General features: G+C 59.8%; 20 protein-coding genes. 2 read left to right on the forward strand and 18 right to left on the reverse strand.

Annotated features, from left to right (window positions below; genetic code table 11):
* Window positions 1-46: 46 nt before the first annotated feature.
* From LK493_RS06350 to LK493_RS06370, 5 genes are all read right to left on the reverse strand, one after another.
* The gene (locus LK493_RS06350) at window positions 47-667 is read right to left on the reverse strand and encodes a response regulator transcription factor (protein WP_227790483.1); all 621 of its coding nucleotides are present in this window, start codon (window positions 665-667) and stop codon (window positions 47-49) included.
* Window positions 664-1,713, reverse strand: a complete 1,050-nt coding sequence (locus LK493_RS06355) for a sensor histidine kinase (RefSeq protein WP_227790484.1) — start codon at window positions 1,711-1,713, stop codon at window positions 664-666. The genes LK493_RS06350 and LK493_RS06355 overlap by 4 nt, the downstream gene beginning before the upstream one ends.
* Window positions 1,713-2,156, reverse strand: coding sequence for a hypothetical protein (locus LK493_RS06360; RefSeq protein WP_227790485.1), 444 nt, complete (start codon window positions 2,154-2,156; stop codon window positions 1,713-1,715). Before LK493_RS06360 ends, LK493_RS06355 begins: the two co-directional genes overlap by 1 nt.
* Window positions 2,157-2,158: 2 nt before the next feature.
* Window positions 2,159-4,042, reverse strand: a complete 1,884-nt coding sequence (locus LK493_RS06365) for a histidine kinase N-terminal 7TM domain-containing protein (protein WP_227790486.1) — start codon at window positions 4,040-4,042, stop codon at window positions 2,159-2,161.
* A 135-nt stretch (window positions 4,043-4,177) separates the two neighbouring features.
* On the reverse strand, window positions 4,178-5,608 hold the full coding sequence (locus LK493_RS06370; protein WP_227790487.1) for a 6-phospho-beta-glucosidase: 1,431 nt from the start codon (window positions 5,606-5,608) through the stop codon (window positions 4,178-4,180).
* Window positions 5,609-5,999: 391 nt separating this feature from the next.
* Here LK493_RS06370 and LK493_RS06375 point away from each other — a divergent pair, with 391 nt between their 5' ends.
* Window positions 6,000-7,106, forward strand: a complete 1,107-nt coding sequence (locus LK493_RS06375) for an ATP-binding protein (protein ID WP_227790488.1) — start codon at window positions 6,000-6,002, stop codon at window positions 7,104-7,106.
* A 196-nt stretch (window positions 7,107-7,302) separates the two neighbouring features.
* Here LK493_RS06375 and LK493_RS06380 read toward each other — a convergent pair whose 3' ends face one another.
* The 8 genes from LK493_RS06380 to LK493_RS06415 form a co-directional block, all read right to left on the reverse strand.
* Window positions 7,303-7,947 carry a DUF4867 family protein gene (locus LK493_RS06380; protein WP_227790489.1) on the reverse strand — a complete coding sequence of 215 codons (645 nt, stop codon included), beginning with the start codon at window positions 7,945-7,947 and terminating at the stop codon, window positions 7,303-7,305.
* Between the two features lie 134 nt (window positions 7,948-8,081).
* Complete coding sequence (locus LK493_RS06385) at window positions 8,082-8,570, reverse strand: S-ribosylhomocysteine lyase (protein ID WP_099432485.1); 489 nt, start codon at window positions 8,568-8,570, stop codon at window positions 8,082-8,084.
* Between the two features lie 202 nt (window positions 8,571-8,772).
* Window positions 8,773-9,783, reverse strand: a complete 1,011-nt coding sequence (locus tag LK493_RS06390) for a LacI family DNA-binding transcriptional regulator (protein ID WP_227790490.1) — start codon at window positions 9,781-9,783, stop codon at window positions 8,773-8,775.
* A gap of 182 nt (window positions 9,784-9,965) precedes the next feature.
* Window positions 9,966-11,384: a 6-phospho-beta-glucosidase gene (locus LK493_RS06395; protein ID WP_227790491.1), complete on the reverse strand. Its 1,419-nt coding sequence runs from the start codon at window positions 11,382-11,384 to the stop codon at window positions 9,966-9,968.
* 146 nt (window positions 11,385-11,530) lie between these two features.
* Window positions 11,531-12,979, reverse strand: a complete 1,449-nt coding sequence (locus LK493_RS06400) for a PTS transporter subunit EIIC (protein ID WP_227790492.1) — start codon at window positions 12,977-12,979, stop codon at window positions 11,531-11,533.
* A gap of 70 nt (window positions 12,980-13,049) precedes the next feature.
* Entirely contained in the window at window positions 13,050-13,889 is an 840-nt protein-coding gene (locus tag LK493_RS06405; protein WP_227790493.1) for a PRD domain-containing protein, read from the reverse strand.
* A gap of 260 nt (window positions 13,890-14,149) precedes the next feature.
* The gene (locus LK493_RS06410; RefSeq protein ID WP_227790494.1) at window positions 14,150-15,124 is read right to left on the reverse strand and encodes a nucleoside hydrolase; all 975 of its coding nucleotides are present in this window, start codon (window positions 15,122-15,124) and stop codon (window positions 14,150-14,152) included.
* A gap of 30 nt (window positions 15,125-15,154) precedes the next feature.
* Window positions 15,155-16,117: a ribokinase gene (locus tag LK493_RS06415; protein WP_227790495.1), complete on the reverse strand. Its 963-nt coding sequence runs from the start codon at window positions 16,115-16,117 to the stop codon at window positions 15,155-15,157.
* A gap of 187 nt (window positions 16,118-16,304) precedes the next feature.
* Here LK493_RS06415 and LK493_RS06420 point away from each other — a divergent pair, with 187 nt between their 5' ends.
* Window positions 16,305-18,521 (forward strand): acyltransferase family protein, encoded by a 2,217-nt coding sequence (locus tag LK493_RS06420; protein WP_227790496.1) that lies wholly within the window; start codon window positions 16,305-16,307, stop codon window positions 18,519-18,521.
* 517 nt (window positions 18,522-19,038) lie between these two features.
* Here the strand turns inward: LK493_RS06420 and LK493_RS06425 are convergent.
* The 5 genes from LK493_RS06425 to LK493_RS06445 form a co-directional block, all read right to left on the reverse strand.
* Window positions 19,039-20,235, reverse strand: a complete 1,197-nt coding sequence (locus LK493_RS06425) for an Nramp family divalent metal transporter (protein ID WP_006235731.1) — start codon at window positions 20,233-20,235, stop codon at window positions 19,039-19,041.
* Window positions 20,236-20,309: 74 nt separating this feature from the next.
* Complete coding sequence (locus LK493_RS06430; protein ID WP_425458738.1) at window positions 20,310-22,136, reverse strand: magnesium transporter; 1,827 nt, start codon at window positions 22,134-22,136, stop codon at window positions 20,310-20,312.
* A gap of 346 nt (window positions 22,137-22,482) precedes the next feature.
* Window positions 22,483-23,889 (reverse strand): polysaccharide deacetylase family protein, encoded by a 1,407-nt coding sequence (locus LK493_RS06435; protein ID WP_227790497.1) that lies wholly within the window; start codon window positions 23,887-23,889, stop codon window positions 22,483-22,485.
* 72 nt (window positions 23,890-23,961) lie between these two features.
* Window positions 23,962-24,717, reverse strand: a complete 756-nt coding sequence (locus LK493_RS06440; protein WP_006235736.1) for a PRC-barrel domain-containing protein — start codon at window positions 24,715-24,717, stop codon at window positions 23,962-23,964.
* Window positions 24,717-25,106 carry a YtxH domain-containing protein gene (locus LK493_RS06445; RefSeq protein ID WP_161160630.1) on the reverse strand — a complete coding sequence of 130 codons (390 nt, stop codon included), beginning with the start codon at window positions 25,104-25,106 and terminating at the stop codon, window positions 24,717-24,719. Before LK493_RS06445 ends, LK493_RS06440 begins: the two co-directional genes overlap by 1 nt.
* Window positions 25,107-25,130 lie beyond the last annotated feature (24 nt).

Genomic DNA, 25,130 nt, shown 5'->3' on the forward strand with positions numbered 1-25,130 from the left:
AGATAATCCTGCGGCCCCGCCGCTTTATGCCGATGAGTAACGAGCGCTAGCGCTCCATGTTGGGAACGATGCTGCCCTCGGTCACCGCATGCACGGCAAGGCGCATGATGTTGTCGTAGCCGGTCTTGCTTAGGATCTCCGAGATGCGGCGCTTGATGGTGCCCTCGCTCATAAACAGCTCGGCCGCGATCTCGCGGCGGCTCTTGCCCTCGCAGGCAAGGCGCAAGATCGATAGCTCCATGTCATCGGGCGCCGCCGTACCCGAAAAAATGCTATCGGGCGGCTTGGGAAACGTGCAATAGCCCGCCAGCGTGGAGCGCATCACGGCGAATAGCTCGTCGATACCGACGTTCTTGTACACAAAGCTATCGACGCCCGCCTCGCGAGCCTGATCGACAAAGGTGATCTCGGGCATGCCGGTCATGATAATGATGCGACACTCGGGAAGCTGCTCTTTAATGCGCGCCGCCGCCACGATGCCATTGGAATCATGCTCGGTGCACACGTCCATCAAAATCATGTCGGGACGCTCCTTGAGCACAACGTCCAAGGCTTCGGAGGCATCGGCAATGGCGGCGACAACGGTCATATCGGGCTGGTCGCCAACGGAGCGTGCCAGGCTCTCGCGCAGGATGGCCTGGTCTTCGACGATCAAAACGCGGATCATGAGCTTCTCCTTTGAACCGTGGCGTTGGAACTCAGCGGAATGGATACCGCAAGCGTGAAGGGCGGAGTGGCGTGAACCTCCAGGCTGCCGCCCAAATCTTGTGCGACATGCCTCATGCCTGGGATACCCGTTCCCTCTCGATACGATACGGGAGCAGGCGCCCCGTCGTTGGATATCGTCATATGCGCAATGGCACCGGCGACCGGTCCCTCCTGCCACAGACGAACATGGACTTGGTGTGCCTGGGCGTGCTTGGTGGCATTGGTCGAGGCCTCGCGGATAATCTGCAAAAAGGCAGCCGCAACGCGCGTGTCCCGAGGGAGCACGCCCTCTACATCGATCTGCACGCTCACCAGACCAAAGGCATGAACGATATCGTCCAACTGCTCTTTGGGCTCGCTGGCACCATCGCTACGCAGATCGGCAGCGATTGAGCGAAGCAGCGGGTCGATTTGTTCGAGGGATTCGTCGTCCAGACGGCCTTCCTCCAAATAGCGATGGAGGATGGACAGACGCTGACCGATTACGTCGTGCACACGGGCGCGCATGCGCAGGTAGGCCGCATTGTCGGCAACCTTCTTCACTTCTTCGATCTGCGTCTGGAGCTCCCGGCCCGCAAGCTCGAGCAGGTGGTTAGCCTGTGCCAGGCGATCATAGGCGTGCGCGTATTCCGTCACGTCTAAGCCGATAACGCGCTCGAACGGACGACCCGAAACCATAACGGCATCGCGTGCAAACAGGCGGATTTCGGACGGGGATACCTCGACCACAGCGCGATCTTCGCCAAAGCGACCCAAGTCAATCAGGGCGCGGTCTTTGCTACTCTCGGGCGGCTGCATGCCCAGCTGGCGCAAGCTGCCCCACGTACCGCTCATATCGCGCAGGTCGGTGGGCATATGAAGCTCCAGCAGGTTTTTGCGCATGCAGCGATTCATGAGCAGCGGGCGACCCTTTGGGTCCAGATACAGAATGCGCACGGGAATCACGTTGATGGTCTCGATGGTCGAAAACGCGGTGATGTCCTCTTGGCGGTTGCGGACGTCCATCAAAAGCGCCGCGATGGAGCGGAATAGGAAGAACGCGGCTCTGCGACAAGAACCGCCGTCCATGCCGGACCCATGGCGCGGACGGCAGGCGGCGTCGCGGCGGCAGCGAGCAGCAGCTCGACTAACATGACGGGGCGACGATAGTGCACCATAAGCACCACGCCATAGATAACAATTGCAGCGTTGATCCACAGCAGCGCACCCGCCGCCTTGGCGACGACGTAGGGCGGCGCCACCAGATATGAGCCGCTCGATGCGAACAAGATAAGCGCCGAGATGATCAGGTGAAGCACCAGGCTCGCCTCGTAGGCACAGATTACCTTGCGGTTATAGGATGAGCGGCGCGACACGATGAGCGGAACGTGAATCATCTGCAAGCACGCAGTCAGGGCAGAGACGACGTCGAGCGCGACAATCTGGGGAAGAATGAGCGGTATCTGCATGGTCACTCACCTGCCCGCGGCATTAAGACGATCATGCGCAGCTGGCCAGGCTCGCCCTCAAGACGATACGCGACGTTGCGACCCTGCAACTCGCGCTCGAGTTCATGCGCGGCAGGCGCCCGTGACAGGTCTTCCTCGTCATCGGAGAAGAGCGTGGCACGCAGCTCAACACTGCACGGATCGTGATCGCTCAAGTGGTACATGAGCGCCGGATGATCGGTGGTGTAGGCGAAAAACGCAAAGTCGTACACGCAGTCATACAGCGCGCTTACCGCGCTGGCATGCATCGGGCGTCGTATGGCGATAATCGAGGCGCAATCAACATCGATGGTGCGCAGGTCACTTGCCAGCTCGTTAGCGATCAGCTGGATGCGGTCGCGATCAAAGCCGCTCTCCCCGTGCTGTGCCAAAGTAAGCGACCCCTTGCGCTTGCAATAGGCGACGAGCATTTTGGCGCATTGCAGCATGCGAAAGCGCTCGCGCGAAGACGCCTCGTCGGCCAGCGGCGGCAACGAGCTCAGCACGCCATACATCTCATCAAGCGCACGGGCAAGCGCTTTGTCCACGTCTTGCACCAGTAGGGTTTCGGCCTCCTGGTCCGCCAAGTGCGTCTTTAAGTCGTAGTCGGCCGCAAGCAGCTCGTTTTGACGCTGCAGCTCCATGCGGCGATGGGCCAGCTCGCGGTTGAGCCCGTTGAGCTCCGACACATCCTGGGCAAGCAAGGCAGATCCGCCCAGCAGCGAAAAGGCTCGGTACATAACGTCGGGGGCAGACGGCACGGTAAAGGCATGGGCATGCCCGTGTTCTTGAGCCCGCAGCTCCTCGCGCACGCCCTCCGGCATCGGCTGCGACGCCGGCGTGGCGTAGACTTCCTGCAAGTCGCGCGTCAACACTTTGAGGTCGAGCGGCAGGGTATCGAAGATGCCGGCAATACCGTGATACGACGGGATAACGCCACAATCGAGGCAGATTTCCATCGCCACCACGCACAAGACGCAGTAGACGAGTGAGAAGTTGAGTCTCCATGCCCATGGCACACGCAAGGCATACGAGATGGCAAAGAACGCACCGCCCATCAGCACGAACGCCGCCGTAAACGTAAAGCGCTGGATTCGAAAGGACGAGGAGCGCCCCACCAGAACAAAATACGCCACGAAGTTAAATGCCGTCCAAACCAGCACCACAGCGTAGCCCCAGCCATATGTATAATCGTTGCTCCAGGTTCCACTCGAACGATCAAAGTGAAAGACCTGCCGATGGAAATCATTGGTAAGCACAAAGCCAATAAGCAGGAAAGCCGCGATCCATAACGCGGTACGGTACCGGTGTCCCACGCGATGCTGTTCCAAGCCCGCAAGACGAAGGCCGCACAGCTGGTAGAGCAGCGGAATGAGCGTCATGGGCACGTAGTACAGGTACCACAGGATTGTGGCGTAGATGGGCGTGAACGACTTGTACTTAAGAATGACCTCGATCATCCACAGGGTACAAATGGCGGCGATGGCAACAACGCGCCGGCGCAAGACGAAATCTAGGCAGCGCAGGTACGCCAGCCCGCCCCAAATTGAGAATGCAATTGCGACAATGAGCAGCGGGAGGTAGCTCGAATGGATGAGCCTATCCACGACCTCCTCGCACACCTTGCTGTTGACGGGCACGGTGTTGGAAAGACCGGGGTCCGAGGCAAACAGTGCCGGTAAGGCTACAAAGAGTACGAGAAAGAGCGCCGCAATGACGCCGGCAACGGCAAGCACGCGGTGACGATACGCATGGTGCGTTATGTCGACGAGGAATCGCGGCATGGCGAACAGCCTGCCGCCCCTGGGATCCACGACCGGCGCGGACCGGGCGGCCGCATGGCCGATATGTCGCTCACGGGCACCCATAGTGCTTTTAGTGTACCGACAGATGGGCTCAAAAAACGGGCCACATGTCCCAAAATCCGCAGACGGCAAGGCGCCCGGCGAGCATGAACTGCTCGCCGGGCGCCTTGGTTAGGAGACTACGATTGTTGGAGAGGCCTAGGACAGGTCTTCACCGTTCGAGGCGATGACCTTCTTGTACCAGTCGAAGCTCTTCTTCTTGGAGCGCTTGAGGGTGCCGTTGCCCGCGTCGTCGCGGTCGACGTAGATAAAGCCGTAGCGCTTGGACATCTCGCCCGTACCGGCGCTGACCAGGTCAATCGGACCCCAGGTAGTGTAGCCCAGCAGGTCAATGCCGTCCTCGGTCACCGCGTCGCGCATGGCCTGGATGTGCTGGCGCAGGTAGTCGATACGGTAATCGTCGTTGATGGAGCCGTCCTCCTCGACAACGTCCTTGGCGCCCAGGCCGTTCTCGACCACGAACAGCGGCTTCTGGTAGCGGTCGTACAGGTCGTTGAGGGTAATGCGGAAGCCCAGCGGATCGATGGCCCAACCCCACTGGCTCTGCTGCAGATACGGATTCCTGGCACCAGCGAAGGCGTTGCCCTGGGTCTTCTCAACCTCGGGGTTGTCGGCCCCGGCAGAGCAGCGGGTGGAGTAGTAGCTAAAGCTGATGAAGTCGACGGTGTTGGCGGCCAGGATCTCGCGGTCCTCGTCGGTCATGTCCACATCGATACCCAGGCGCTCGAGCTTCTTAACGGCATAGGCCGGGTAGTAGCCGCGGCTCTGGACATCGACAAAGAAGTAGTTGTCCTGATTGTCGAGCTGAGCCTGGCGCACATCGCCCGGACGGCAGCTGTAGGGATAGTAGCTACCCGCGGCGAGCATGCAGCCGATCTTGACCTCAGGGTCGATCTCGTGGGCGATCTTGGTTGCCCACGCGCTGGCGACGAGCTCGTTGTGGGCGGCCAGGTACTCGACGGCCTCCTTGTTCTCGCCCTCCTCAAAAACCAGGCCGGCACCCATAAACGGCAGGTGCAGGATCATGTTGATCTCGTTAAAGGTGAGCCAGTACTTCACCAGGCCCTTGTAGCGGGTGAAGATCGTGGTCGCGAGGTTCTTGTAGAAGTCAATGAGCTTGCGGTTGCGCCAGCCGCCGTATTCCTTGATGAGGTGAATCGGGCAGTCAAAGTGCGTGATGGTCACGAGGGGCTCGATGCCGTACTTTTGGCACTCGCGGAACACATCTTCGTAGAAAGCCAGGCCGGCCTCGTTGGGCTCGGTCTCGTCGCCGTTGGGGAAGATGCGGGTCCATGCCAGGCTCATGCGGAAGGTCTTAAAGCCCATCTCGGCAAAGAGGGCGATGTCCTCCTTGTAGTGATGGTAGAAATCGATGCCGGTCTGTGCGGGATAGTAGTAGCCGTCCTCAAAGTCGAGCATCTTACGCTGGCCGGAGACCACCGCGCGGCGCTCGGGGCCGTGTGGGGCTACATCCACGTTAGCCAGGCCGCGGCCGTCCACGTCGTAGGCACCCTCGCACTGGTTGGCAGCCGTCGCGCCGCCCCACAGGAAGTCTTTACGGAAAGCCATACATCGATCCTTTCACACGCTGTTTGTCGTGATTTCAGTATCCCTGCAAACAGCGCGTCTCTCAACGGCAACGGCGCAGGTCGACACTTCTTTTCGCGCGCAGGCGCCCGGGAGCCACCCCCGTCTGACACTTTTTGATACCCGCCTGCCCAAACCACCAACCGCCACAAAGGGGACAGGCACCTTTGTGGTGGTTGGGGGCGGTTTGTCTTGATCTGTAACAGGTAGAAACGATTTAGCCCGCTAGATGTTACAGATCGAGACAGAAGATTCTAGTCGCAGGCGATGTCGAGGTTCTTGCCGATGAGGCCTACGTAGCCGCCTTCGCCGGCGGGATATTTGACTGAATAGGAAAAAAAGGAAAAAATAGGAAAAAAAGGAAAGGAGACTCATGACTCAAACCATCTTCTCCCCCTCATTTGGAAATCGCCCGTCCTATCTGGTGGGGCGCGGGAGCGTGATTTCGACATTCATCTCCGGCCTTGAGCAGGAGCCGGGCAATCGAGACCGAGCCATGCTCATGCTCGGCCAGCGAGGCAGCGGCAAAACGGTTCTGCTGTGGGAACTTGCCGATCGCGCACGCAAGCTCGGCTTTGTTGTCGCCACGCCCACCGTAGCCTCCGAGGATATGCTCGAGCGTATTGTTGAGAAGATCCAGGAAGCGGGCGAGCCCTACGCCAACAAGCATCGTCTCCCCAAACTTGCGGGCGGCAGCCTGAGCGTCTTCGGCTTCTCAGCCGGCCTTGAGTTCACGCGCGATGTGCAGGAAACCAAAAGCTTCCAGTTCAAGCTCACGCAGCTGGCGCGCAAGCTGACCGAGCAGGGACACGGCATCCTCATCCTCATCGATGAGCTCCAGGCCAATTCGCCCGAAATCAGACAGCTCGTCACCGCCTATCAAGAGCTGGTCGGCGAGGGGCTCAACGTCGCGCTCGTCATGGCGGGCCTCCCGGGAGCAGTCTCCGCGACACTCAACGACCGCGTACTGACATTTCTCAACCGCGCACGCAAGGTCACGCTCGAACCGCTTTCAGTTGGAGATGTGGATGCCTACTATCAGCGAGCTTTCGAAGAGCTCGACCTTGATATTCCAGGCAATCTTCGGCTGGACGCTGCTCGCGCAACTCAGGGCTCGCCCTACATGCTGCAGCTCATCGGCTACAACATCGCCAATCGTTGCCAGGCAGGAGAACACGTAACGCCAGAGCAAGTCGACGGAGCAATCGAAGCGTCAAAGGCCGATTTCGAAAACGATGTGTGCGAAACGACGCTCGCCGCGCTATCGGACCAAGATGTTGCGTTTCTCGCTGCAATGACCGATGACGAAGACGGCGTGTCGCGCATTTCCGATGTGGCCGAGCGCATGTCAGTCACACCCGACTATGCGCAAAAGTATCGCCGGCGCCTCATCGACGCCGGCGTAATCGAACAGGCGCGCCGCGGTTACGTGCGCTTCGCCGTACCATATATGGCTGACTACCTGCGCAGCCAACTCTAGGCAGCCACCACAATGGGGACAGGCACCTTTGTGGTGGATTGGGGGCGGTTTGTCTCGATCTGTAACAGTTAGGCCGCCAAAACCGGGTCTGGTGTTACAGATCGAGATTTTTCGGGCGGCCCCTGCAGTTTGTTTAAATCTGTAACAGGTAGAGACGATTTGGCACGCTAGATGTTACAGATCGAGACAGAAGATTCTAGTCCACGGCGATGTCGAGGTTTTTACCGATGAGGCCTACGTAGCCGCCCTCGGCAGCCTTGGGGCTGTCAGCATGGCAGAGGACCCACTTGTCGGCCTTCCAGTAGCAGTAGCTGTCACCGGCGGCAGGCATGTCGGTTGCGGCCTCGGGGCGCGGGCCGTTGGTGCCGGCGGGCAGCGCCACCATCACCTGGAAGCCGCCGTCGTCGACCATGCAGGGCGTGTAGTGAAGCGTGGTGTTGAAAACCTCAACAAGCGTGCCGGCCGGCACGCGGAACGCCTTGACGCACGCGGTATCGAGCTTGCCGTCCTCGATCTCCCAGCGATGCGCCACGAGCAGGATAAAGTCGCGGGCGCCCAGGTTGAACTCGCTCGCGCGGTGGTACTCCAGGCAGTTGAGACGCGTGTTGTGGCCGTTGCACCAGCCCAGCTGGAAGGGACGACCGCCAAACATGAGAAAGCCCAGCTTATCGGCATCCATGACACCCTCGAGCTCGGGCGCGGAGGCCACATACTTGCTGCCCTCGGGGATGGGCGTGGAGGCAAGTGCCTCGAGCACGGGCGACGTAAGCTCGGACGGAACGTTATCCCAAACGTTGCCATAGGACTTGAACTCGGGATCAGAGACAGAGTAGATATGCATGTTCGCTCCTGTTCGTTTGTGTGACAGTATGAACATTCTAGAACAATCTCATTCTGTTTTGAGCACTCGGTATAAAAAGCGCTCCGCAAAGAGCGGGAGCGCTTCTGGCGCAAACGCTATTCCTGCCAGCAGCCTTACGCCTGCTGATAGTGCAGGTGCTTCTCGTCGATATCGGCCAGGTCGCGGTCAAGGTAGCGGCGTGCGAGCCAGTTTGCCATGGGGAGGTTCTGGTCCAGGTAGTTACCGCACTCCTCAGGAGCAGCACCGGGGACATCGCCCTCAAAGCTGGCGACAAACTCGAACAGCTCACGCACGAGCGGCAGAATCTCCTCGCTCGTCAGCTCACCAAAAACAACCAGGTAAAAGCCCGTGCGGCAGCCCATGGGACCAAAGTAGACAATGCGGCTCGACCACTCGGCATGATTGCGAAGGAACGTGGCACCCAGGTGCTCGATGGTGTGGCACTCGGCCGTGTTCATGACCGGCTCCTTATTGGGCGTGGTCAGGCGCAGGTCAAAGGTGGTGACGGCGGCGCCGGTCGCCGGATCGCGGTCGATGCGGCTCACATACACGCCGGGCTCGAGCAGCAGATGGTCAACGGAAAAACTCGCGATACGCTCCATGGCAGATCCTCTCGGTAGTTAAATTGGGACGGGGCTCTTTTAGCTGGTTCGAATGGTCGCACCAATCATACCAGTCAAAAAAGCCCCGTCCCAAATGAGCTACCCGGGACGGGGATCAATGAGTTTTAAATCCCCGTCCCAGAAAAATCATTCTAGGTAATCTAGAAGGACTTTTCCGCTCTGGGGTCTGGCGCCGTTCCGACTAGATCTCGCGCACGCTTTGGCGCTCGACAAAATAGGTCGATACGGCCGTCTTGCAGGTATAGCTCTTGGGATTGCGGATGTTGCCCACCAGGCGGCGCACCGCGATCTCACCCACCTCGTGTTTGGGAACGTGCACCGTGGTGAGCGGCGGGTTGGAAAAGGCGCCCAACGACAGGTCGTCAAAGCCGATGATCGAGACATCCTCGGGCACGCGAATACCGTGCTCGTTGAGCGCGCGCATGGCACCCACGGCGAGCACGTCGTTTTCGGCAAAGAAAGCCGTCGGCAGGTCGTTGTGCGAGACGCTGTCGAGCCACGCGCCCATATCGCGATAAGCGCCCTCGAGCGTGGTGCCCAGCGTGACACGCCATGCCGGATTGGCCTCGAGGCCCGCATCCTCAAGCGCTTGGCGATAGCCGCGCTCGCGGTCCTTAAAGTTGCGGATCCGAAGGTCGCCCGCCAGATAGCCGATTTGCCTGTGGCCTTTCTCGATAAGGTAATCCACGGCACGCAGCACCGAATCGGTGTTGGCGATGACTACGGCATCGAAGTACTGGCGATCGCTCCAGCCGTCGAGCACGATCAGGTGGGCGGCAGCGTCGGCGAACAGGGCGTAGTCCTCCTCGCCCAGCTCCGTACCCATCAGCACGATAGCGGCTGACGGATCGGCGATAAGGCCCTCGACCTGCGGGCGCACGGCGTCCAGGTCGCTAAAGTCGAGCGAGACAAAGCTCGTGCTCATGCCGTGGCGACGCGCCTGGCGCTCCACGCCCTCGATGACCGCGGGATGGAAGGTGCTCTCGTCCAGGATGGCGCCCGTCTTGCGCGCAAGCACAAACTGGATGCTCTCGAGCTGCGTCGACTGCTGATAGCCAAGCGACTGCGCGCACTCCAGGATGACCTTGGCGGTCTCCTCGCTCACGCTGCGCTTGCGGTTGAGCGCGTTGGACACGGTTGCGGGCGAAAAGCCGGTAATGCGGCTGATCTCGCGGACGCTTGCTTTAGCCATCGTTCCCCCTAGCATCGGTCGCGGCCGAGCATCGTGGCTTGACCGCCCCGTGGCTCGGCAACTAAACGACCGCAAATTCAATCTAAACAGAATAGTAAATGTTTAATAGCTAGTTTAGCCTGTTGTCAAGCGAAGTGGCACGACTATTCCCCCAACGGGCGCATTTGTCCATCTTAACGTTATTACGCAAGGTCTTCGCCATTGCTTGCTATTACGCGTCGGTACCATTCGAAGCTTTTCTTTTTACGTCTCTCAAACGAGCCCGCACCGCTATCGTCTCGATCGACATAGATAAACCCGTAGCGCTTACGCATCTGTCCTGTGGCGACCGAAACCAAATCGATCGGGCCCCAACAGGTATATCCCATGAGTTCCACCCCGTCGAGCTCGACGGTCTCCCTCATCGCCTCGATGTGGGCCCGCAGGTATTCAACTCGATAGTCGTCTTCTATTTCACCCGAATCTTCCGGCACATCAGGAGCACCCAAACCGTTTTCGACGATGAACAGCGGCTTTTGATAGCGATCCCAGATTTCATTCATGGTGACGCGCAGCCCTTTGGGGTCGATAAACCTCCCCCAAGGCTCCTGTTTTAGATACGGATTAGGCGCCGAGCGAAGAAGGTTCGAATCGAGCTGACCTTCCGCATGCGCTTTTGCGACGCGCGTCGAGTAATACGAAAACGAGACGAAATCGACCAGGTTTGCAGCCAGTACTTCGCGGTCATCATCCCGATAGGGCACCTCAAAACCATGGCGGGCGTATTCCTTGAGAACATAGCTCGGGTACGCACCGCGCACCTGGACGTCGGTAAACATGTAATGGCTGCGATTCTCAGCCTGCGCAGCCAGCACATCGTCCGGATCACATGTAGCCGGATAGAAGACACCTGCGTTGAGCATGCAACCGATCTTCGCCCCAGGGCACAGTTCATGACACGCCCCGACCGCACGGGCGCTCGCAACCAATACATGGTGCACGGCCGTGTGAACCGTTGCATAGCGATTCTCCCCTTGCTCGAAGATGATCCCCGCCGCCATAAAGCACGCCTGCGTCATGATGTTGATCTCGTTAAAGGTCAGCCAATAATTGACCAATCCCCGATAGCGCTCGAACACGGTACGCGAATATCGCTCGAACAGGTCGACCAACCTGCGATCGCGCCATCCGCCATACGCATCGACGAGATGCATGGGGACATCATAGTGGTTGAGCGTCACCAAAGGCTCAATGTCATGCGCGCGACACGTCCTAAAAACATCCTCGTAAAAGGCAAGGCCTTCTTCATTGGGCTCGGCTTCGTCTCCTTTGGGAAAAATGCGGCTCCAGGCGATTGATAAGCGCAGGCATTTAAAACCCATCTGGGCAAACAGTTCAATATCCTGCTTGTACCTATGGTAAAAATCAATGCCCTTGCGAGCGGGATAGAAGCTGTCGGGTGCCAACGCACGCGGATCAAGGTCTCCCCGCATGACGTCCATGCGTTGATCGCCAAACGGCAGCATGTCGGAATTGGCTAAACCGCGACCGCCTTCGTTCCATCCTCCCTCGCACTGGTTTGCAGCCAGAGCCCCGCCCCATAAAAAATCTTCTCTAAACATTATGGTGTCGTCCTTTCTATCAAATTCCCGGCCCACACTGTCGAACGCAACGGACTCGGCAAGTGCCGCGCAACAGCACAGTACCGTTGCGCGGCCAAGGGGTCGGACCGCGCAACGGCTGGGGAGCATATTTGTGCAGTAGCCTCTTATGCCTCGACGGATTCAACGGCCTCAGAATCGCCGCTCTTGGACTTCAACGGCATCTTCTCCTGTCCTTCAAATCCAAAAACCATCGCCAACGCAAACGTCACGGCACCGCCAGCAAGACACCCGATGGTGCCGGGGATGATATCCTGAGCAAACATGAGCACGTTCATCCATGGGAAACCAACGCCAGTGAAGATATAGACGTTGGCATGAAGAAGGCTTACCAGCAGACCACCGACAGCACCACCAATCATGTTCCAGGCAAGAGCTTTCTTGTCGCGAAACAGGATGCCGTAGATGATGGGCTCACTCACGCGACCGAAGGCATAGGTGATGAACAAGTTCCAGCCCGTGGCTCGATTCTCCTTGTCCTTAGCGCGCAGGCCATAGGCGAGCGCGATGGCAAGCGTGGTGTAGGCTACAACCGCGGCGCCGGGGTATAAGATGGCGTCGTAACCGTTCTGGAGCGCGGCGGGCAATATGGCGGTATAGATCGGCACGTGCATGCCGGTGGCGATGATCAGATTCCAGAATGCGCCGATAACCGCGGTCGCAGCGGGACCGGCAACAGAGGCGAGCCAAATGATGAAATCGGCCACAAGGCCCATGACAAATTGGACGGCAGGGCCGCAGAGGCACAGCGCGACCGGCAACATCACGAGCACCGTACCCACGGGTACGATCAGAACGCGCAACATATCAGGCGAGATCTTCTTAAAGAAGCGCTCAACATAGGACTGGGCCCAGGTGATCAAGATGACCGGAAGAACAGCCTGGGTGTAGTTGACGAGCTGCATGGGGATGCCGAAGACGCTGAAAGGCTTTCCGTCCTCAACAATAGCGAGCATGTCGGGGTAAATCATCACAACGGCGATGAGCAGTGCCAGCACAGGGCTCGTTTTGAACTTCTTAGCCGAACTGTAGGCAGCAAATACCGGGAAGTAATAGTACGCCGCATCGCCCACCAGGGAAAGGATCCGATACAGGTCGCTCGTTTCGGACATAAAACCGGCGCCTTCGGGCCCAAACAGAATGACGAGCATCTTGAAGATACCGGCGACACAAAAGATCGGAAGGATCGGGGTGATAGCGCCGCTCACGGCATCGAGCAGCTGATTGAAGAGGTGCTTGGGTGCCAAGCGCTCCTTCCAGCTAAGCTGAGGGCCATCGAGTTCCTCGTCAATCGATACCGTGACCTCGAATCCGCCCTGCTTACAAACCTCGTCGTAGACCTTGTCGACCGTGGGCCCGATCACCAGCTGCACCTGCCCTCCGGCGTGCACGACGTTGATGATAGACGAGATGTCCTCAAGCTTCTCATCATTCGAGAGGCTTTCATCCTTGAGGTTGAAGCGCAGGCGCGTCATGCAATGCGTAACCGAAGCCACGTTTTCCGCCCCGCCCACAGTGGAGAGAATCTGTTCTGCCACCTTTTTGTAATTTGCCATCATTGGCTCCTTTGCACAATCTTGGCTTACTGTTCGAATCGGCAAAGGTCATGCCCCGAATGGCTACGGGTTACAATCCTTTTTTGGAGATGATCCGGTTGAGATGGATCATCAGATAGAGTTCCTCCTCCTCGGAGAGCGTGGCGTCCCACGTTTCACGACAATAGGAACCGATATGCTTCACGCACTCTGCCAACTGCGGAAACTCCTCACGAAAGTTCTTGTACATCTGCATGTTGGCGCTGTTCAGCGACTCGCCGGCTTGAATGCGCTTGAACAGGTACCGCAGATGCGTGGCATAGCGAGTGAAATCGTAGGAATCGCGGTCAACGATGATGCGAAAATCACTCTCGACGATCTCAGTGACATCTTCTAGCATATCGTCAAACTGCTTGGTGGGTTTGCTCGCGGTCTCGATGGCCTGAACAACCCGCGCATTGACGAGATTCATGGCAATGCTGGCAATCTCTTCTTTGGGAAGTCGTTCACCAAGCTCCTTTTCGAGCCTCATAACGATAAACTGCGCCGCTTTGTATTCCTTAGGATATGTCTCGCGCACTTCATAGGCGAGAGGCATCGCAATACGAAAACCCTTTTGCGCGCGCTCCACCGCAAATGACAGGTGATCGGCCATGAACAATGTCGCCTTGGTCGACAGATCATAGGGCAGCTCGTTGGCGACGATGTCCATCACCTTGGCCGTGAACATCACGATCTCAGAAGGAAGGTCGCGCATGACGTCCCGCCCTTTGGGGTCGATGTCATAAAACGTATGCTCAATCTTAGAGAGCGGCAGCTCGCGGGGAAATTCTCCCCCAAACCCGACGCCCCTGCCCATGGCGATCACGTCGCGCCCCTGCCCGTCGCGGCAAAGAACGGCATTGTTGTTGAGCTTTTTAATCGCAAGCATTATTGAACCTCCTTTCGGAATTATCAAAAAGAAAAGGCATGACTGCAAATAGCCGAGCTATCGCGGTCATGCCTTACCAGTAACAATCCGTTGTATCGAGGCGCGGGCATGCCTCCCTAGAAGTAACAATCCGCGCAGCAAAGAATGATAGCCCATATCTTCGCGGGGAGCACCGTCCACAGCCGACCAACGGTAGCATATCGTCCGTGAACGGTTTTGGAAGCGTTGAAACGATTGGGGGGCCGTCTCAATCTTGCGGATCAGCCCAGGACGAGGGCCATGCGTGTCTTGAACTCGGACAGGAAGCGCGGGGCATCCACGGTCAGCGCCACAAGCGCGCTCTTGTCCGGATCGGATAGGCGGCGCTCGTCGCAAATGGTGCGGCCGCGATACTCGCCTAGCAGATCAACACGCAGATTGCAGCCGAGCGCACCCACGAACGTGGGGTCAATCGCCACAGCGACGGCAAGCGGATCGTGCAGCGCGCAGCCACCCAGGTAGGGGGCGTTCATCTCGTACGAGCCAATGTAGTGCTCCACCATGCTCGCAAACGTGCAACCGGCCATGGTGCCCGAGCCCGTCCAGCCGGCAATGTCGCGACGCGTGAGCACCACGCGATGCGTCACGTCCAAGCCCACCATGGTGAGTTTGCGGCCCGAACGCAGCACGGCATCGGCCGCCTCGGGATCGCTTGCCATGTTGGCCTCGGCACCCGCGCTCACGTTTCCGGGCACGGTAAGGGCGCCGCCCATCACCACGACGCGACCGATAGACATCATCGCCGCCGCATCGCGCTCCAAGGCAAGTGCCAGGTTGGAGAGCGGACCGGTCGCCACGTAGATCAGATCGGGGCCATAGGTGCGCGCGGCATCAATCAGATAATCGACCGCCGCGTTACCGTCGGCCGACGTCGCCCCCACCGGTTCATACGGCGACGCGGGCACGCTCGCCCCGCCAATGCCGTTCTTGCCGTGGATGAGCGTGGTGGACGCCGGCGGCGTATAGGGCTCAGTCGCTTGCAGAGGACGGTCGGCACCCAGGTACACCGGAACCTCGGGGCGACCCAGCAGATCGAGCACCGCCAGGCAGTTGTGCGCCGATTGCTCGACGCGCACGTTGCCAAAGCACGTGGTGATGCCCACGAGCTCCACCTCGGGGCTCGCGATGGCATAGGCCAGCGCCATCGCATCGTCCACACCCATATCCAGATCAAGGATCAGCTTCTTGATTGCCATTGTTCTACTCCGCTTCTCCGTCTTTATCGTTTAACCAAACCAATGTTCAACTTCGGCGCGCGTGGGAATCGATTGCTGAGCGCCCAGGCGCGACACCGTCACTGCCGAGGCGCGAGCACCCGCAGCCATGCACTCAAAGAGCGGCAAGCCCTCTAGGCGAGCCGCCGCCAACGCGCCGATAAACGTATCGCCGGCGGCCGTGGTATCGACTACCGTACTCGAAAGTGCCGGCATGCGCAGCAGCTCGCCGTCATCGCCGAGCGTAACCGACCCGGCGCCGCCCAACGTGATGACCGCAGCTCCGGCGCCCTTGTCGAGCAGCGCATTGAGCGCGGCGACGCAACTCGCATCATCCGTGGGCAGAATGCCCGTCAGCACCTGGCACTCGGTCTCGTTGGGGCAGACCAGGTCGACCGCGGACCAGGCCTCCGCAGGCACATCGCAGGCAGGCGCCGGATTAAAGACTGTATAGAACCCGAGCTCGTGAGCGCAAACAAGCGCCTCGGCCGTCGCTACAAGGTCACATTCACCCTGGGCGATAAAGACGCTTCCGGCAGCCGGGGCAATCTCGCTGGCGTCGCCGTCGAGCTCATGGGCCACCAGACGCCTCAACGCGCAGGCAACGTCCGCGCCCGCAAGCGCATGGTTGGCACCCGGTGACAGCACGATGCGGTTATCGCTCTCGCAGCGAATGATGGTCGCGGTACCGGTCTCCACGTCATCGCGACGCGCCACAAACTCAACGCCCACGCCGGCATCCTGAAGTCCCGCCACCAGCGCATCGCCAAACGTATCGCGCCCAACCACGCCGATCATGCACGTGCGCGCACCCATGCGCGCGGCGGCGACGGCCTGGTTAGCGCCCTTGCCGCCGGCGTTGGTGATAAAACCGCTACCGCCGACGGTCTCGCCCGCGCGCGGCATGCGCTCGCACGCCACCGAAAGGTCCATGTTCATGCTGCCGAACACCGCAACGATGCCGCGATCTGCCATGGAAACCTCCTCATCTGCGGGCCTTATACCCACCGCCAGTCGTCGATCGTGCACTCTCGCACCCCCTATAACTTTAGTTCACTTTGATGTGGACGCGCGCTTGAGCTTGCGCCAGCAGCAAGCATTCACAGGAGCAGGCAGCTACAATGAAGGCGTGCTGATTATTCTCGTCATTGGATGATGTTTTATGGAACAATTCTCGCAATCGGGCTCGCGCGGTCGACGCCGCACGGGCAACGAGCCGGCGCCGCACGAACGCGTGAAGAGCGAACGCCGTGCCAACGAGCCGCGACGCACCGCGAGCCCCCATCGCGCTTCTGCCAACAACGCGGGCCGCGCCAACACTCCCGCCGCGGAGCAGACGCCTGCTCGCCCCAAGTCCCGCTACATCCCTGCCCTTGACGGCCTGCGCACGCTTGCCGTCGTCGCGGTGGTGCTCTATCACCTCAACCTCACGTGGGCGCAGGGCGGTCTGCTCGGTGTCACGATTTTCTTTGTGCTTTCGGGCTATCTGATCACGCGCCTGCTGCTCAACGAAGTCGCTAAGACCGGACGCATCGACCTCAAGAGCTTCTGGATTCGCCGCATCCGTCGCCTGGTCCCCGCCGTGGTGACCGTCGTGGTGGTGACCTGCGCGCTGTGCACCATCTTTAACCACGTGATGCTCACCAAGATGCGCCCCGACATCCTGCCGTCGCTGCTGTTCTTCAACAACTGGTGGCAGATTGCCCAAAACGTCTCGTACTTCAATGCTCTGGGCGACCCCTCGCCACTCACGCACTTTTGGTCGCTTGCCATCGAGGAACAGTTCTACCTGATTTGGCCGCCACTGCTGTTTGCCATGGTATCCATGCATGTGAGCAAGCCCAACACGCGCCGCGTGGTTCTGGGCCTAGCTGCTGTCTCCGCCATCGCCATGATGGTGCCCTATAACCCTGCCGCCGACCCCAGCCGCGTGTACTACGGCACCGACACCCGTGTGTTCTCGCTGCTGCTGGGTGCCTGGATGGCCTTTATCCCCGATCGCGACCTGGCGCCGGTGCGTCTCGCTCGTCGTTTGGGGCTCAATCGCCTAGCTGGCGCCGCCAAGCACGGCAAGAACGCCGAGGGCAAGCTTGGCGAGAAGGCCGACGAAGCAGCCGAGACCGCCCCGGCACAGCCGAGCGCCCTCGTGCGTTTTTGGTCCTCGCCCGCATCCATCGATGTGTTGGGCGTCGTGGGTCTGGTTGGCCTTGCCGCCATGGTCGCGCTCACCAACGGCTACACCGCCTTCCAGTATCGCGGAGGCACGCTGCTGTGCTCGATCCTCACGCTCATGGTCATCGCGGCCTGCGTGCAGCCCCAGGGAATGGTTGCCCGCGCGCTATCCGCCGAGCCACTCGTGTGGGTTGGCAAGCGCTCCTACAGCATCTACCTGTGGCACTATCCGCTGCTGCTCCTCATGAACCCGGTCGCCAACATCAACGATACGCCGTGGTGGCAGTACATTTTGCAGGTGTTGTTGGTGGTCGCCGTGGCAGAGTGCTGCTATCGCTTTATCGAGACTCCGTTTAGGAAGGGCGCCTTTGGGCGCACCGTCGCCGAATTCCGCGATGGCACCACCACGCCCGCCAACTGGGCACGCACACACATCCCTGTCTGCGCAGCCTGCGCTGTCGTGTTGGTCGTTGCACTGGGCGGCCTGATCTTTGTGCCCGAGACGTCTGCGCTGAGCGGCGAGGGCGCCGAAGTTCTGAACAAGGAAGCCAAGAACACCGCGCCCACCGACCAGCAGGCGGCCGACGACACCGACAAGGACAACGACGGCTTCCCCGATGGCTCCTACGATCTGCTTATGATCGGCGACTCCGTGTCGCTGCGTGCCGTAGACACCTTTGACGGCGTGTTCCCGCACAGCCATATCGATGCCGAAAAGGGCCGCCAGTTTGATGCGGGGCGCGCGACATTTGAGGGCTATATCCAGCAGAACCTTGCCGGCAAGATCGTGGTCTTTGCCCTGGGCACCAACGGCTTGGTAACCGACGACCAGATCGACGCCATCATGGCCGATGCAGGAGATAAGCGTATTGTGGTGTTTGTGAACACGCGCAGCCCGCAGCCGTGGGTTGGCTCTACCAACCAGGCCATCGCCAACGCCGCTACGCGCTACAAGAACGTGCGCGTTATCGATTGGTACGGATACAGTGCCAACCGCAACGACCTGTTCGATGGCGATGGCACGCACCTATCGACCACTGGCGTGACTGAGTACCTCAACTTGATCCACGATGCCGTCAAGAAGGACCTGCCCGTACACCCCGAGGATCACGTCAACGATCCGCAGCCGGCAGCCGTCAAGTCTGCCACCGACGCACTCGTCAATGCGCTCGCTCTCAAGCCGCACAAGCTGGGCACCGACAAGTAACCTGCAGCGCAAACTTCCCACATCCGGAGGGGGTGTCTGCCACGGCAGACACCCCCTCCGGCAGTTAGGGACACTCCTGGCGCAGCCAATGAAGACCTCTACGGATGAATTCCAGGCCGCTCCGTCGCTCCAGACATCGTTTCCGCGCCTCGTGCCTGCCCCAAACAATCAAAACAAGCCCTTTTCGCCGCACCCTCAAAGGTCTGTGGGCAAAAAAGGGCAAATATGAGTACTGTTACCATTTTAGTAGCAGGCAAAACCACCCAAAATGACGTCCGAGCGACCCCTACAACCCCCTAAAGCAGCCAACCTGACTGGTTTAAGGCGTATTGGAGCCAATTTTAATGAACATACTAAAGGCTATGTTCATTATCTTTTAGGATGTAAATGCTATTCACTTAGCAACAGTACTCATATTTGGCATTTTTTGTCCATTGCTATATAACTAACACCCTATAGCAGACAAAAAACAGGCCGCAGCCCATCGCTGCGGCCTGTTCGGAAGCAAAAGTGGGCGTTAAGCGCTGTAGCCCATCGCCTGCAGAACAAACATGACGACCGTGAGCACCGTAATCACACCGATAGTCGCCCAAGTGAGCACATTCCACACGCGGCCGTTGCGGTTGGCACCCATAATGTGACGGTCAGCGGCAATAACCACCTGGAACACCAGAACCACGGGCAGTAGCACGCCATTGATGACCTGCGAGGTCATCATAATCTGGAACAGATCGACGCCGGGCATAAGCACCAGCACGGCAGAGATACCGATGATGGCCGTAATGATGCCGCGATAGACCGGAGCCTCGTCCCAGCTGCGGTCGGCACCGCGCTCCCAGCCAAATGCCTCGCAGATAGCGCTCGACGTAACGCCCGGCAGCACACAGGCAGCCAAGAAGCTCGCCGCGACCAGGCCCGAGGCAAACAGTACCGTGGACCACTGACCCGCAATAGGCTCCAACGCGCGGGCGGCATCGGCAGCATCGCTAATCTGAATACCCGCCGGGAACAACACCGTACCGGTCGTGATGATAATAAAGCCGGCAATGACATCGGCGGCAAGCGAGCCGCTCACGGTATCGATGCGCTGCAGCACGATATCGTCCTCGCCCGCGTTCTTATCGACCACGTTGTTCTGCGCCAAGAAAATCATCCACGGCGCGATGGTGGTACCGATCGTTGCGACCACGAGCGACACGTAGCTGGGGTCATTTTGAATGTTAGGCACGACCAGGTCGACCGCGACCTCACCCCAGTTGGGGCCAGCCATAAACGCGGCGACAATATAGGTCACGAACACGCAGCTCACCAGCAGCAGAATCTTCTCGATGCGCTGGAAGCTGCCCGACATGGTAAGCATCCACACCAGCAGCGCCACCAGCGGCACCGAAATGCTCGCCGGCACGCCAAAGAGGGCAAGGCCGCTGGCGATGCCCGCAAACTCCGAAATGGTCACAGCCGTGTTGGCGATCAACAGCGCCGCCATAGCAAGTACACTCTTGCGCACGCCAAAGCGCTCGCGAATGAGCGATGCCAGGCCCTTGCCCGTGACGCAGCCGCAGCGCGCCGCGGTCTCCTGCGTCACGATGAGCAGCACAGTCATGACGGGAAGCATCCAGAGCATCTTGTAGCCATAGCTGGCACCCGCGCTGGAATACGTTGCAATGCCGCCGGCGTCATTGCCCGAAAGCGCCGCCAGCAGACCGGGACCCATAGCGCCAAAGATGGCCGCGATGGTCAACTTTTGCTTGGTGCCCGACTTTTGCTTGGTATTTTGCACGCGACCACCTAACCCATGACCGACATGGTGAGCAGCACCGCAGCGGCGCAGTACGCTACGCACGAGATCATGACGGCAATAACGTTCATGGCGGTGCCCGACGTGTTGAGGTCATGCTCGTCACGCCAGAACAGCACCATCAGGTAAATCACGGCGCTCATGTTGCCAACCAGGCAAATGATGGCAGCGATATTAAAGCACCCGGTAAAGAGTTGCTCCTCAAACATGGGCGCATCGGGGAACGCGGCGGTGCGCACCAGCTGGGCGCACAGGTAGGTCACGAGTGACAGAATCAGGCCCATGCCCGTGCTCTGGAAGAAGAACCCCAGATACGGCTTGGGCTCGTCGTCGTGACCGTCATACTCCAAGAAGTAGTTCTTGACGAACGACACCATGCGCGAGGCAGCAAGCAGCACGAGCGGCATGGCGCACATGGGGAACACCACCAGATGCGCGGAGCCGAGCGCCGTCCCCAGCACCGTTGCCATGATGCACGAGGCAATGCCCCACACGACAACCCAGTACTGGCGATGCACAAACCAGCTGAGCACGTTCGTCGAGTCGTCCGACGCGCTATCGCCCGAGCCGACACCGGCGATCTGCAGGTCCTCCTGATGCTCCTCGGCGATAACGTCCATGGCGTCGTCGAAGGTCACGATGCCCAGGATATGACGGTTCTCGTCGCAGACAGGGATGGCAACCAGGTCGTACTTGGTCATCTCGTCCGTCACGTCTTCCTGGTCCTCGTCGGGCGACACGTAGACCAGGTCGCGATAGGCGAGCTGGCCCAGCGTGGCATCGCGGTCGGCCACGATCAACGTGCGCAGCGAGAGCACGCCGGTGAGCATGCCGCTCGGATCCTCGGTATAGACGTAATAGACACTCTCGAAGTCCTCATCGAGTTTGCGAATCGCCTCGATGGCATCGCCGACCGTCGCCGTGGCGGGCAGCGAGACAAACTCCGAGGTCATGATGCGGCCGGCGGTGTTGTCCTCATAGCCCAGCAGGTTACGAATCGCCTTCTCCTCCTTGACGCCCATCAGGCGCAGGAGCTTCTCGGCCTTCTCGTAATCGAGCTCGTCGATCAGGTCGGCGGCGTCGTCCGGGTCCATCATGGCCAGCATCGACGATGCGTCCGTGTCGGACAGGCCCTCGAGCATCTCGGTCATAAGCTCGTCGTCATCGAACTCCGAGATGGCCTCGGCGGCCTGGGCAGTATCGAGCTGTGCAAACACCTGCGCACGCAGGCGCGGGTCGAGCTGCTCGATAATGTCGGCGATGTCGGCAGGGTGCAGCTCGCCGAGCGTCTTATGCGACACCGAGAGTTGAATGTTCTTGGTCGAGCGATCGAGCAGGTCCATGTAGGACCAAGCGATGATGTCCTCACTGAGCGGCTTGCCCAGGTGCTTCATAAAGCCTTCGACGATATGCTCGAGTGCGGGGCTGATCGCGCGTAGCAGACCGCGGGCGCCCACTTCGGCGCCCAGCAGGCGCAGCTGATTTTCGCCCGACATGGAAAACTTGATGTCGTTTACGCGCACGACTTTCATGCCCTGCGTGTCGACAATCTGCTTGTTGAGCACGTCGCGGGCAAGCAAGAGTTCGGTCGGCTGCAGGTACGAAAAACGGATTTCGGTGGCCGACGTCTTAAGGTGTACACCCGTCTCGTCGATACGGTCGACCCATTTGCGCCAGCTGATCATAAACGGCGTCTTGCCGGGACCGCGGAACGCGAGCGACGTCACGTGCGGAAAAACTTCGCCGGTAGCAATACCAAAATCGTTCACCACGCCGAGCTTTTCTCCATCGACGTCCAAGACCGGCAATTTGAGCATCTCACTCAGATAATTCAATGGTGCTCCCCATCATTATTCCTCCGGACGCGGCCGCATGTGCGACGTCCGGGGGCTTCTGGATATGTATACGCATGCGCGGGCGGCACGCCGCTCGACGCTTACACCCCGTGCATGCGCAAAAAGCACCTGCATGGGGTCATCGACTGTATGGTCGAGGTTTGGATTTCACCTGTAACCTTTCTCTTGACCCTCATTAACCGCAGTAACTATAGCATCAGCATCGCCCTGCGGCATCGAATTAATGCGCTGCACATTGCAGGCATACCAAACGCTGACGCATCCGTGACATAGCCATTCGGGACGTTCTTAAATGACTACCCAATGACTACTCTGTGGTGTCGTCGTCCTCGGCAAGTTGGGGGAACACGGCGCCCTTGGGCATGGTGGCCTTCGTCAGCGAGGTGAGCTTTTTGCTCAACGACGTGTCCGTCTTGACCAGGTCGCTGAGCGTCACGATCTTGTAGCCGTCGGCAATGAGGCCGTCGATAATCTGCGGCAGCGCCTCGAGCGTCTGCTCGGCGCATTCGTCTCTATCGGTGAGCAGCACGATATTGCCCGGCGTCACCGAATCGAGCACCGTCGAGACCTGCTCGTCGGCACCGTTTAGCAGCCAGTCGCCCGAGTCAATATTCCACGAGACCACGGCGGAGACCAGGTCCATCGCATCAATCCAGTTTTGCTCGTCAAAGGCAGCGTAGGGAGCACGCAGCAGCATTGTCTTCACGCCGGTCGCCGACTTAATCGCATCGGTGCCTTTCGTGATCTGTTCGCGTACCGCCTCACGGTCCTGACCCTTGAGCGAATCGTCGCTGTAGCTGTCGGATCCGATCTCGCACCCGGCGTCGACAATCGCCTTGGCCGTGGCAGGCGAGGCCTCGGCCGCATCGCCCGAAAGGAAGAACGTCGCGGTGACGCCCTTTTCCTTGAGCACCTGCAAGATCTGTTTGGTGGCGCCGCTCGGACCCTCGTCAAACGTCAGTGCCACGTACTTTTTGTTGCCCTTGGGCGCCACGCTGGCGCACGCAACAACGCAATCGGTGGCGGGCACAACCTCGCCGCGGTCTTGCGTCTTGCCTGACTGCTCACCAACCCACACCTCGGATCGGCCCTGGACACCCCATGTCTGCACATACTCGATAGCGCCCGTGCCCTCGACCTTGAGCTTGGGCTCGATAACCGTAGCCTGAACCTCGTGCTTCTCGTAAGTGTTACGGCCATCCTTGACCGTCACCTTCTCGCCGCCCTCGAGTTCGCGGCTATCCCATTTGCCCTGCTTCACGCGCTTGCCGTCGACCTTCACCGACAGCTTTTCGCCCCCATGGCGCTTGAGCACGCTGTCATCGACGGCCAGCAGGTCGCCTGCGTCGTAGGTGTCAGTCAACTCCTGGTCGTCGATGAGATTCTGCAGCGTAGAGCCCACACGCACCGCGGTCTTCTGGCCGTTGAGCTCCACGTCCACACTGCGGTTGACGTAGCCCACGACGGCAGCGATAAACAGCACGAGCGCGCAACCCACGGCGATGAGCGCGTAGGGCAGGCGAGACGAACGACGGGGCGTACGGCTGTTGCCGATGCGCGCACTGCGGTCGCTAAAGCCGCGGCTATGGTTGAGGTACATCGCGCCGGGCTTACGGTGACGCTTGCGCTGACCGCTGGGCAGCTGCCCCAGGTCGCGGCGCGCCGTCGGACGCGCACCCGAACGCTCGTTTAAGTTGGATCCGTTTTGGCGCATGTGCCCTCCCCCATAAACACAGCAAGCCGGAGCAACAGGTCTCCGGCTTGCCTCCCATCATTTGGTACGTCGCTATTTTGTAGCTTTTGACGAGCCTCCGCTCGCCTTTTGGTATTCGTCCTTAAAGGCCTTGAACATGCCGCGCGTCTTGCCGAGCTGCTTGCCCAGTGCGCGACTGCCCTTGTCCACGGCAACCGATCCCTTGTCGTCGAGCACCTTGGCGCCCTTTTTGACCTTGTCGCCCACCACGACGCTGGCCTCGGCGGCCTTGGCAGCCGCACCGCCCGAATACCCGAGCGACTTGACCTCGTCCGAAACGATCATTGCGCCGTCCGCATAACCGCGCAGCATCGTCGGCGGCACCTGCGTGTCACCGACCAAAACACTCGAAGCAGCACCGGCGGTCACATAGAATGCCTGCACGATGCCCGAGCGTGGCTTGAACTCCACATCCGAGCAATAGCCCACGACGTCGCCCGATTCCGTGCGCACGTCCATACCGACCCAGATGATGCAATCGTCCAGGTTGATGTCGAGGCGCTTAGCGGCGGCGGCATCGTACGTGTCCTTGACGTCATCGACCGCAATGGCGCCCTCGTAGACACCAATGGCGTCGAGCGCTACGAATCGATCGGGGCGCTCGATCATGCCCGCGATATCGGACTGGCGGACCATAAAGCCGACCACGCGCGTACCACCCGGGGTAAAGACCGGAAAGTGAATCTTTCCGAGCTTTTTAGGGCTGCGCGGCGTGCCGTCCTTTTTGGTGCGCTTGTCCTCGGTAGGCTTGCGATAGATCTTGGCGCCGACAAAATCCCCGGCGCGCATTATGCCTCGGTCGAGGGCTCCGCAGCCTCGGTATCAGCCTCGACGGCGTTCTCGACCACGACGTCGGCGGCAGGCGTCACGTTGCCGCCCGAAATGGCGTCGTTGAGCTGCTCGCGCAGCTGGTCCATGCGCTCGCGGGCCAGGTCGACCTTGGCGCGCAGGTCATCGGTCTTGGCGTCGACCATCGGGCCAAAGTCATTCACCGCAGCACGGGCCTCCTCGGCGCTGTGCTCGTAGGTGTCGCGCATATTGTCCCAGGCGTCGTTGGCGATATCGGCAGCCATGGCGCGGGTCTCGGCGCCCGAACGCGGGGCCAGAGCAACGCCGGCAATAGCGCCGGCAGCGGCACCAAAAAGTGCGCCGGAGACAAAGCTGAAAGTCTTACCCATGATCATTCCTCTCCTGCGGGCACG

Source organism: Collinsella aerofaciens, assembly GCF_020709435.1.
GTDB lineage: Bacteria > Actinomycetota > Coriobacteriia > Coriobacteriales > Coriobacteriaceae > Collinsella > Collinsella aerofaciens_AU.

Excerpts from the sequence above, each read along its gene's own strand:
- LK493_RS06400 (WP_227790492.1), bottom strand. The coding sequence starts at position 12,979 with ATGGCAAATTACAAAAAGGTGGCAGAACAGATTCTCTCCACTGTGGGC.
- LK493_RS06395 (WP_227790491.1), bottom strand. The coding sequence starts at position 11,384 with ATGTTTAGAGAAGATTTTTTATGGGGCGGGGCTCTGGCTGCAAACCAG.
- LK493_RS06415 (WP_227790495.1), bottom strand. The coding sequence starts at position 16,117 with ATGGCAGATCGCGGCATCGTTGCGGTGTTCGGCAGCATGAACATGGAC.
- LK493_RS06420 (WP_227790496.1), top strand. The coding sequence starts at position 16,305 with ATGGAACAATTCTCGCAATCGGGCTCGCGCGGTCGACGCCGCACGGGC.
- LK493_RS06350 (WP_227790483.1), bottom strand. The coding sequence starts at position 667 with ATGATCCGCGTTTTGATCGTCGAAGACCAGGCCATCCTGCGCGAGAGC.
- LK493_RS06430 (WP_425458738.1), bottom strand. The coding sequence starts at position 22,136 with ATGCTCAAATTGCCGGTCTTGGACGTCGATGGAGAAAAGCTCGGCGTG.
- LK493_RS06355 (WP_227790484.1), bottom strand. The coding sequence starts at position 1,713 with ATGGACGTCCGCAACCGCCAAGAGGACATCACCGCGTTTTCGACCATC.
- LK493_RS06410 (WP_227790494.1), bottom strand. The coding sequence starts at position 15,124 with ATGGCAATCAAGAAGCTGATCCTTGATCTGGATATGGGTGTGGACGAT.
- LK493_RS06375 (WP_227790488.1), top strand. The coding sequence starts at position 6,000 with ATGACTCAAACCATCTTCTCCCCCTCATTTGGAAATCGCCCGTCCTAT.
- LK493_RS06360 (WP_227790485.1), bottom strand. The coding sequence starts at position 2,156 with ATGCAGATACCGCTCATTCTTCCCCAGATTGTCGCGCTCGACGTCGTC.
- LK493_RS06390 (WP_227790490.1), bottom strand. The coding sequence starts at position 9,783 with ATGGCTAAAGCAAGCGTCCGCGAGATCAGCCGCATTACCGGCTTTTCG.
- LK493_RS06385 (WP_099432485.1), bottom strand. The coding sequence starts at position 8,570 with ATGGAGCGTATCGCGAGTTTTTCCGTTGACCATCTGCTGCTCGAGCCC.
- LK493_RS06370 (WP_227790487.1), bottom strand. The coding sequence starts at position 5,608 with ATGGCTTTCCGTAAAGACTTCCTGTGGGGCGGCGCGACGGCTGCCAAC.
- LK493_RS06365 (WP_227790486.1), bottom strand. The coding sequence starts at position 4,042 with ATGGGTGCCCGTGAGCGACATATCGGCCATGCGGCCGCCCGGTCCGCG.
- LK493_RS06445 (WP_161160630.1), bottom strand. The coding sequence starts at position 25,106 with ATGGGTAAGACTTTCAGCTTTGTCTCCGGCGCACTTTTTGGTGCCGCT.
- LK493_RS06435 (WP_227790497.1), bottom strand. The coding sequence starts at position 23,889 with ATGCGCCAAAACGGATCCAACTTAAACGAGCGTTCGGGTGCGCGTCCG.
- LK493_RS06440 (WP_006235736.1), bottom strand. The coding sequence starts at position 24,717 with ATGCGCGCCGGGGATTTTGTCGGCGCCAAGATCTATCGCAAGCCTACC.
- LK493_RS06380 (WP_227790489.1), bottom strand. The coding sequence starts at position 7,947 with ATGCATATCTACTCTGTCTCTGATCCCGAGTTCAAGTCCTATGGCAAC.
- LK493_RS06425 (WP_006235731.1), bottom strand. The coding sequence starts at position 20,235 with ATGGGTCCCGGTCTGCTGGCGGCGCTTTCGGGCAATGACGCCGGCGGC.
- LK493_RS06405 (WP_227790493.1), bottom strand. The coding sequence starts at position 13,889 with ATGCTTGCGATTAAAAAGCTCAACAACAATGCCGTTCTTTGCCGCGAC.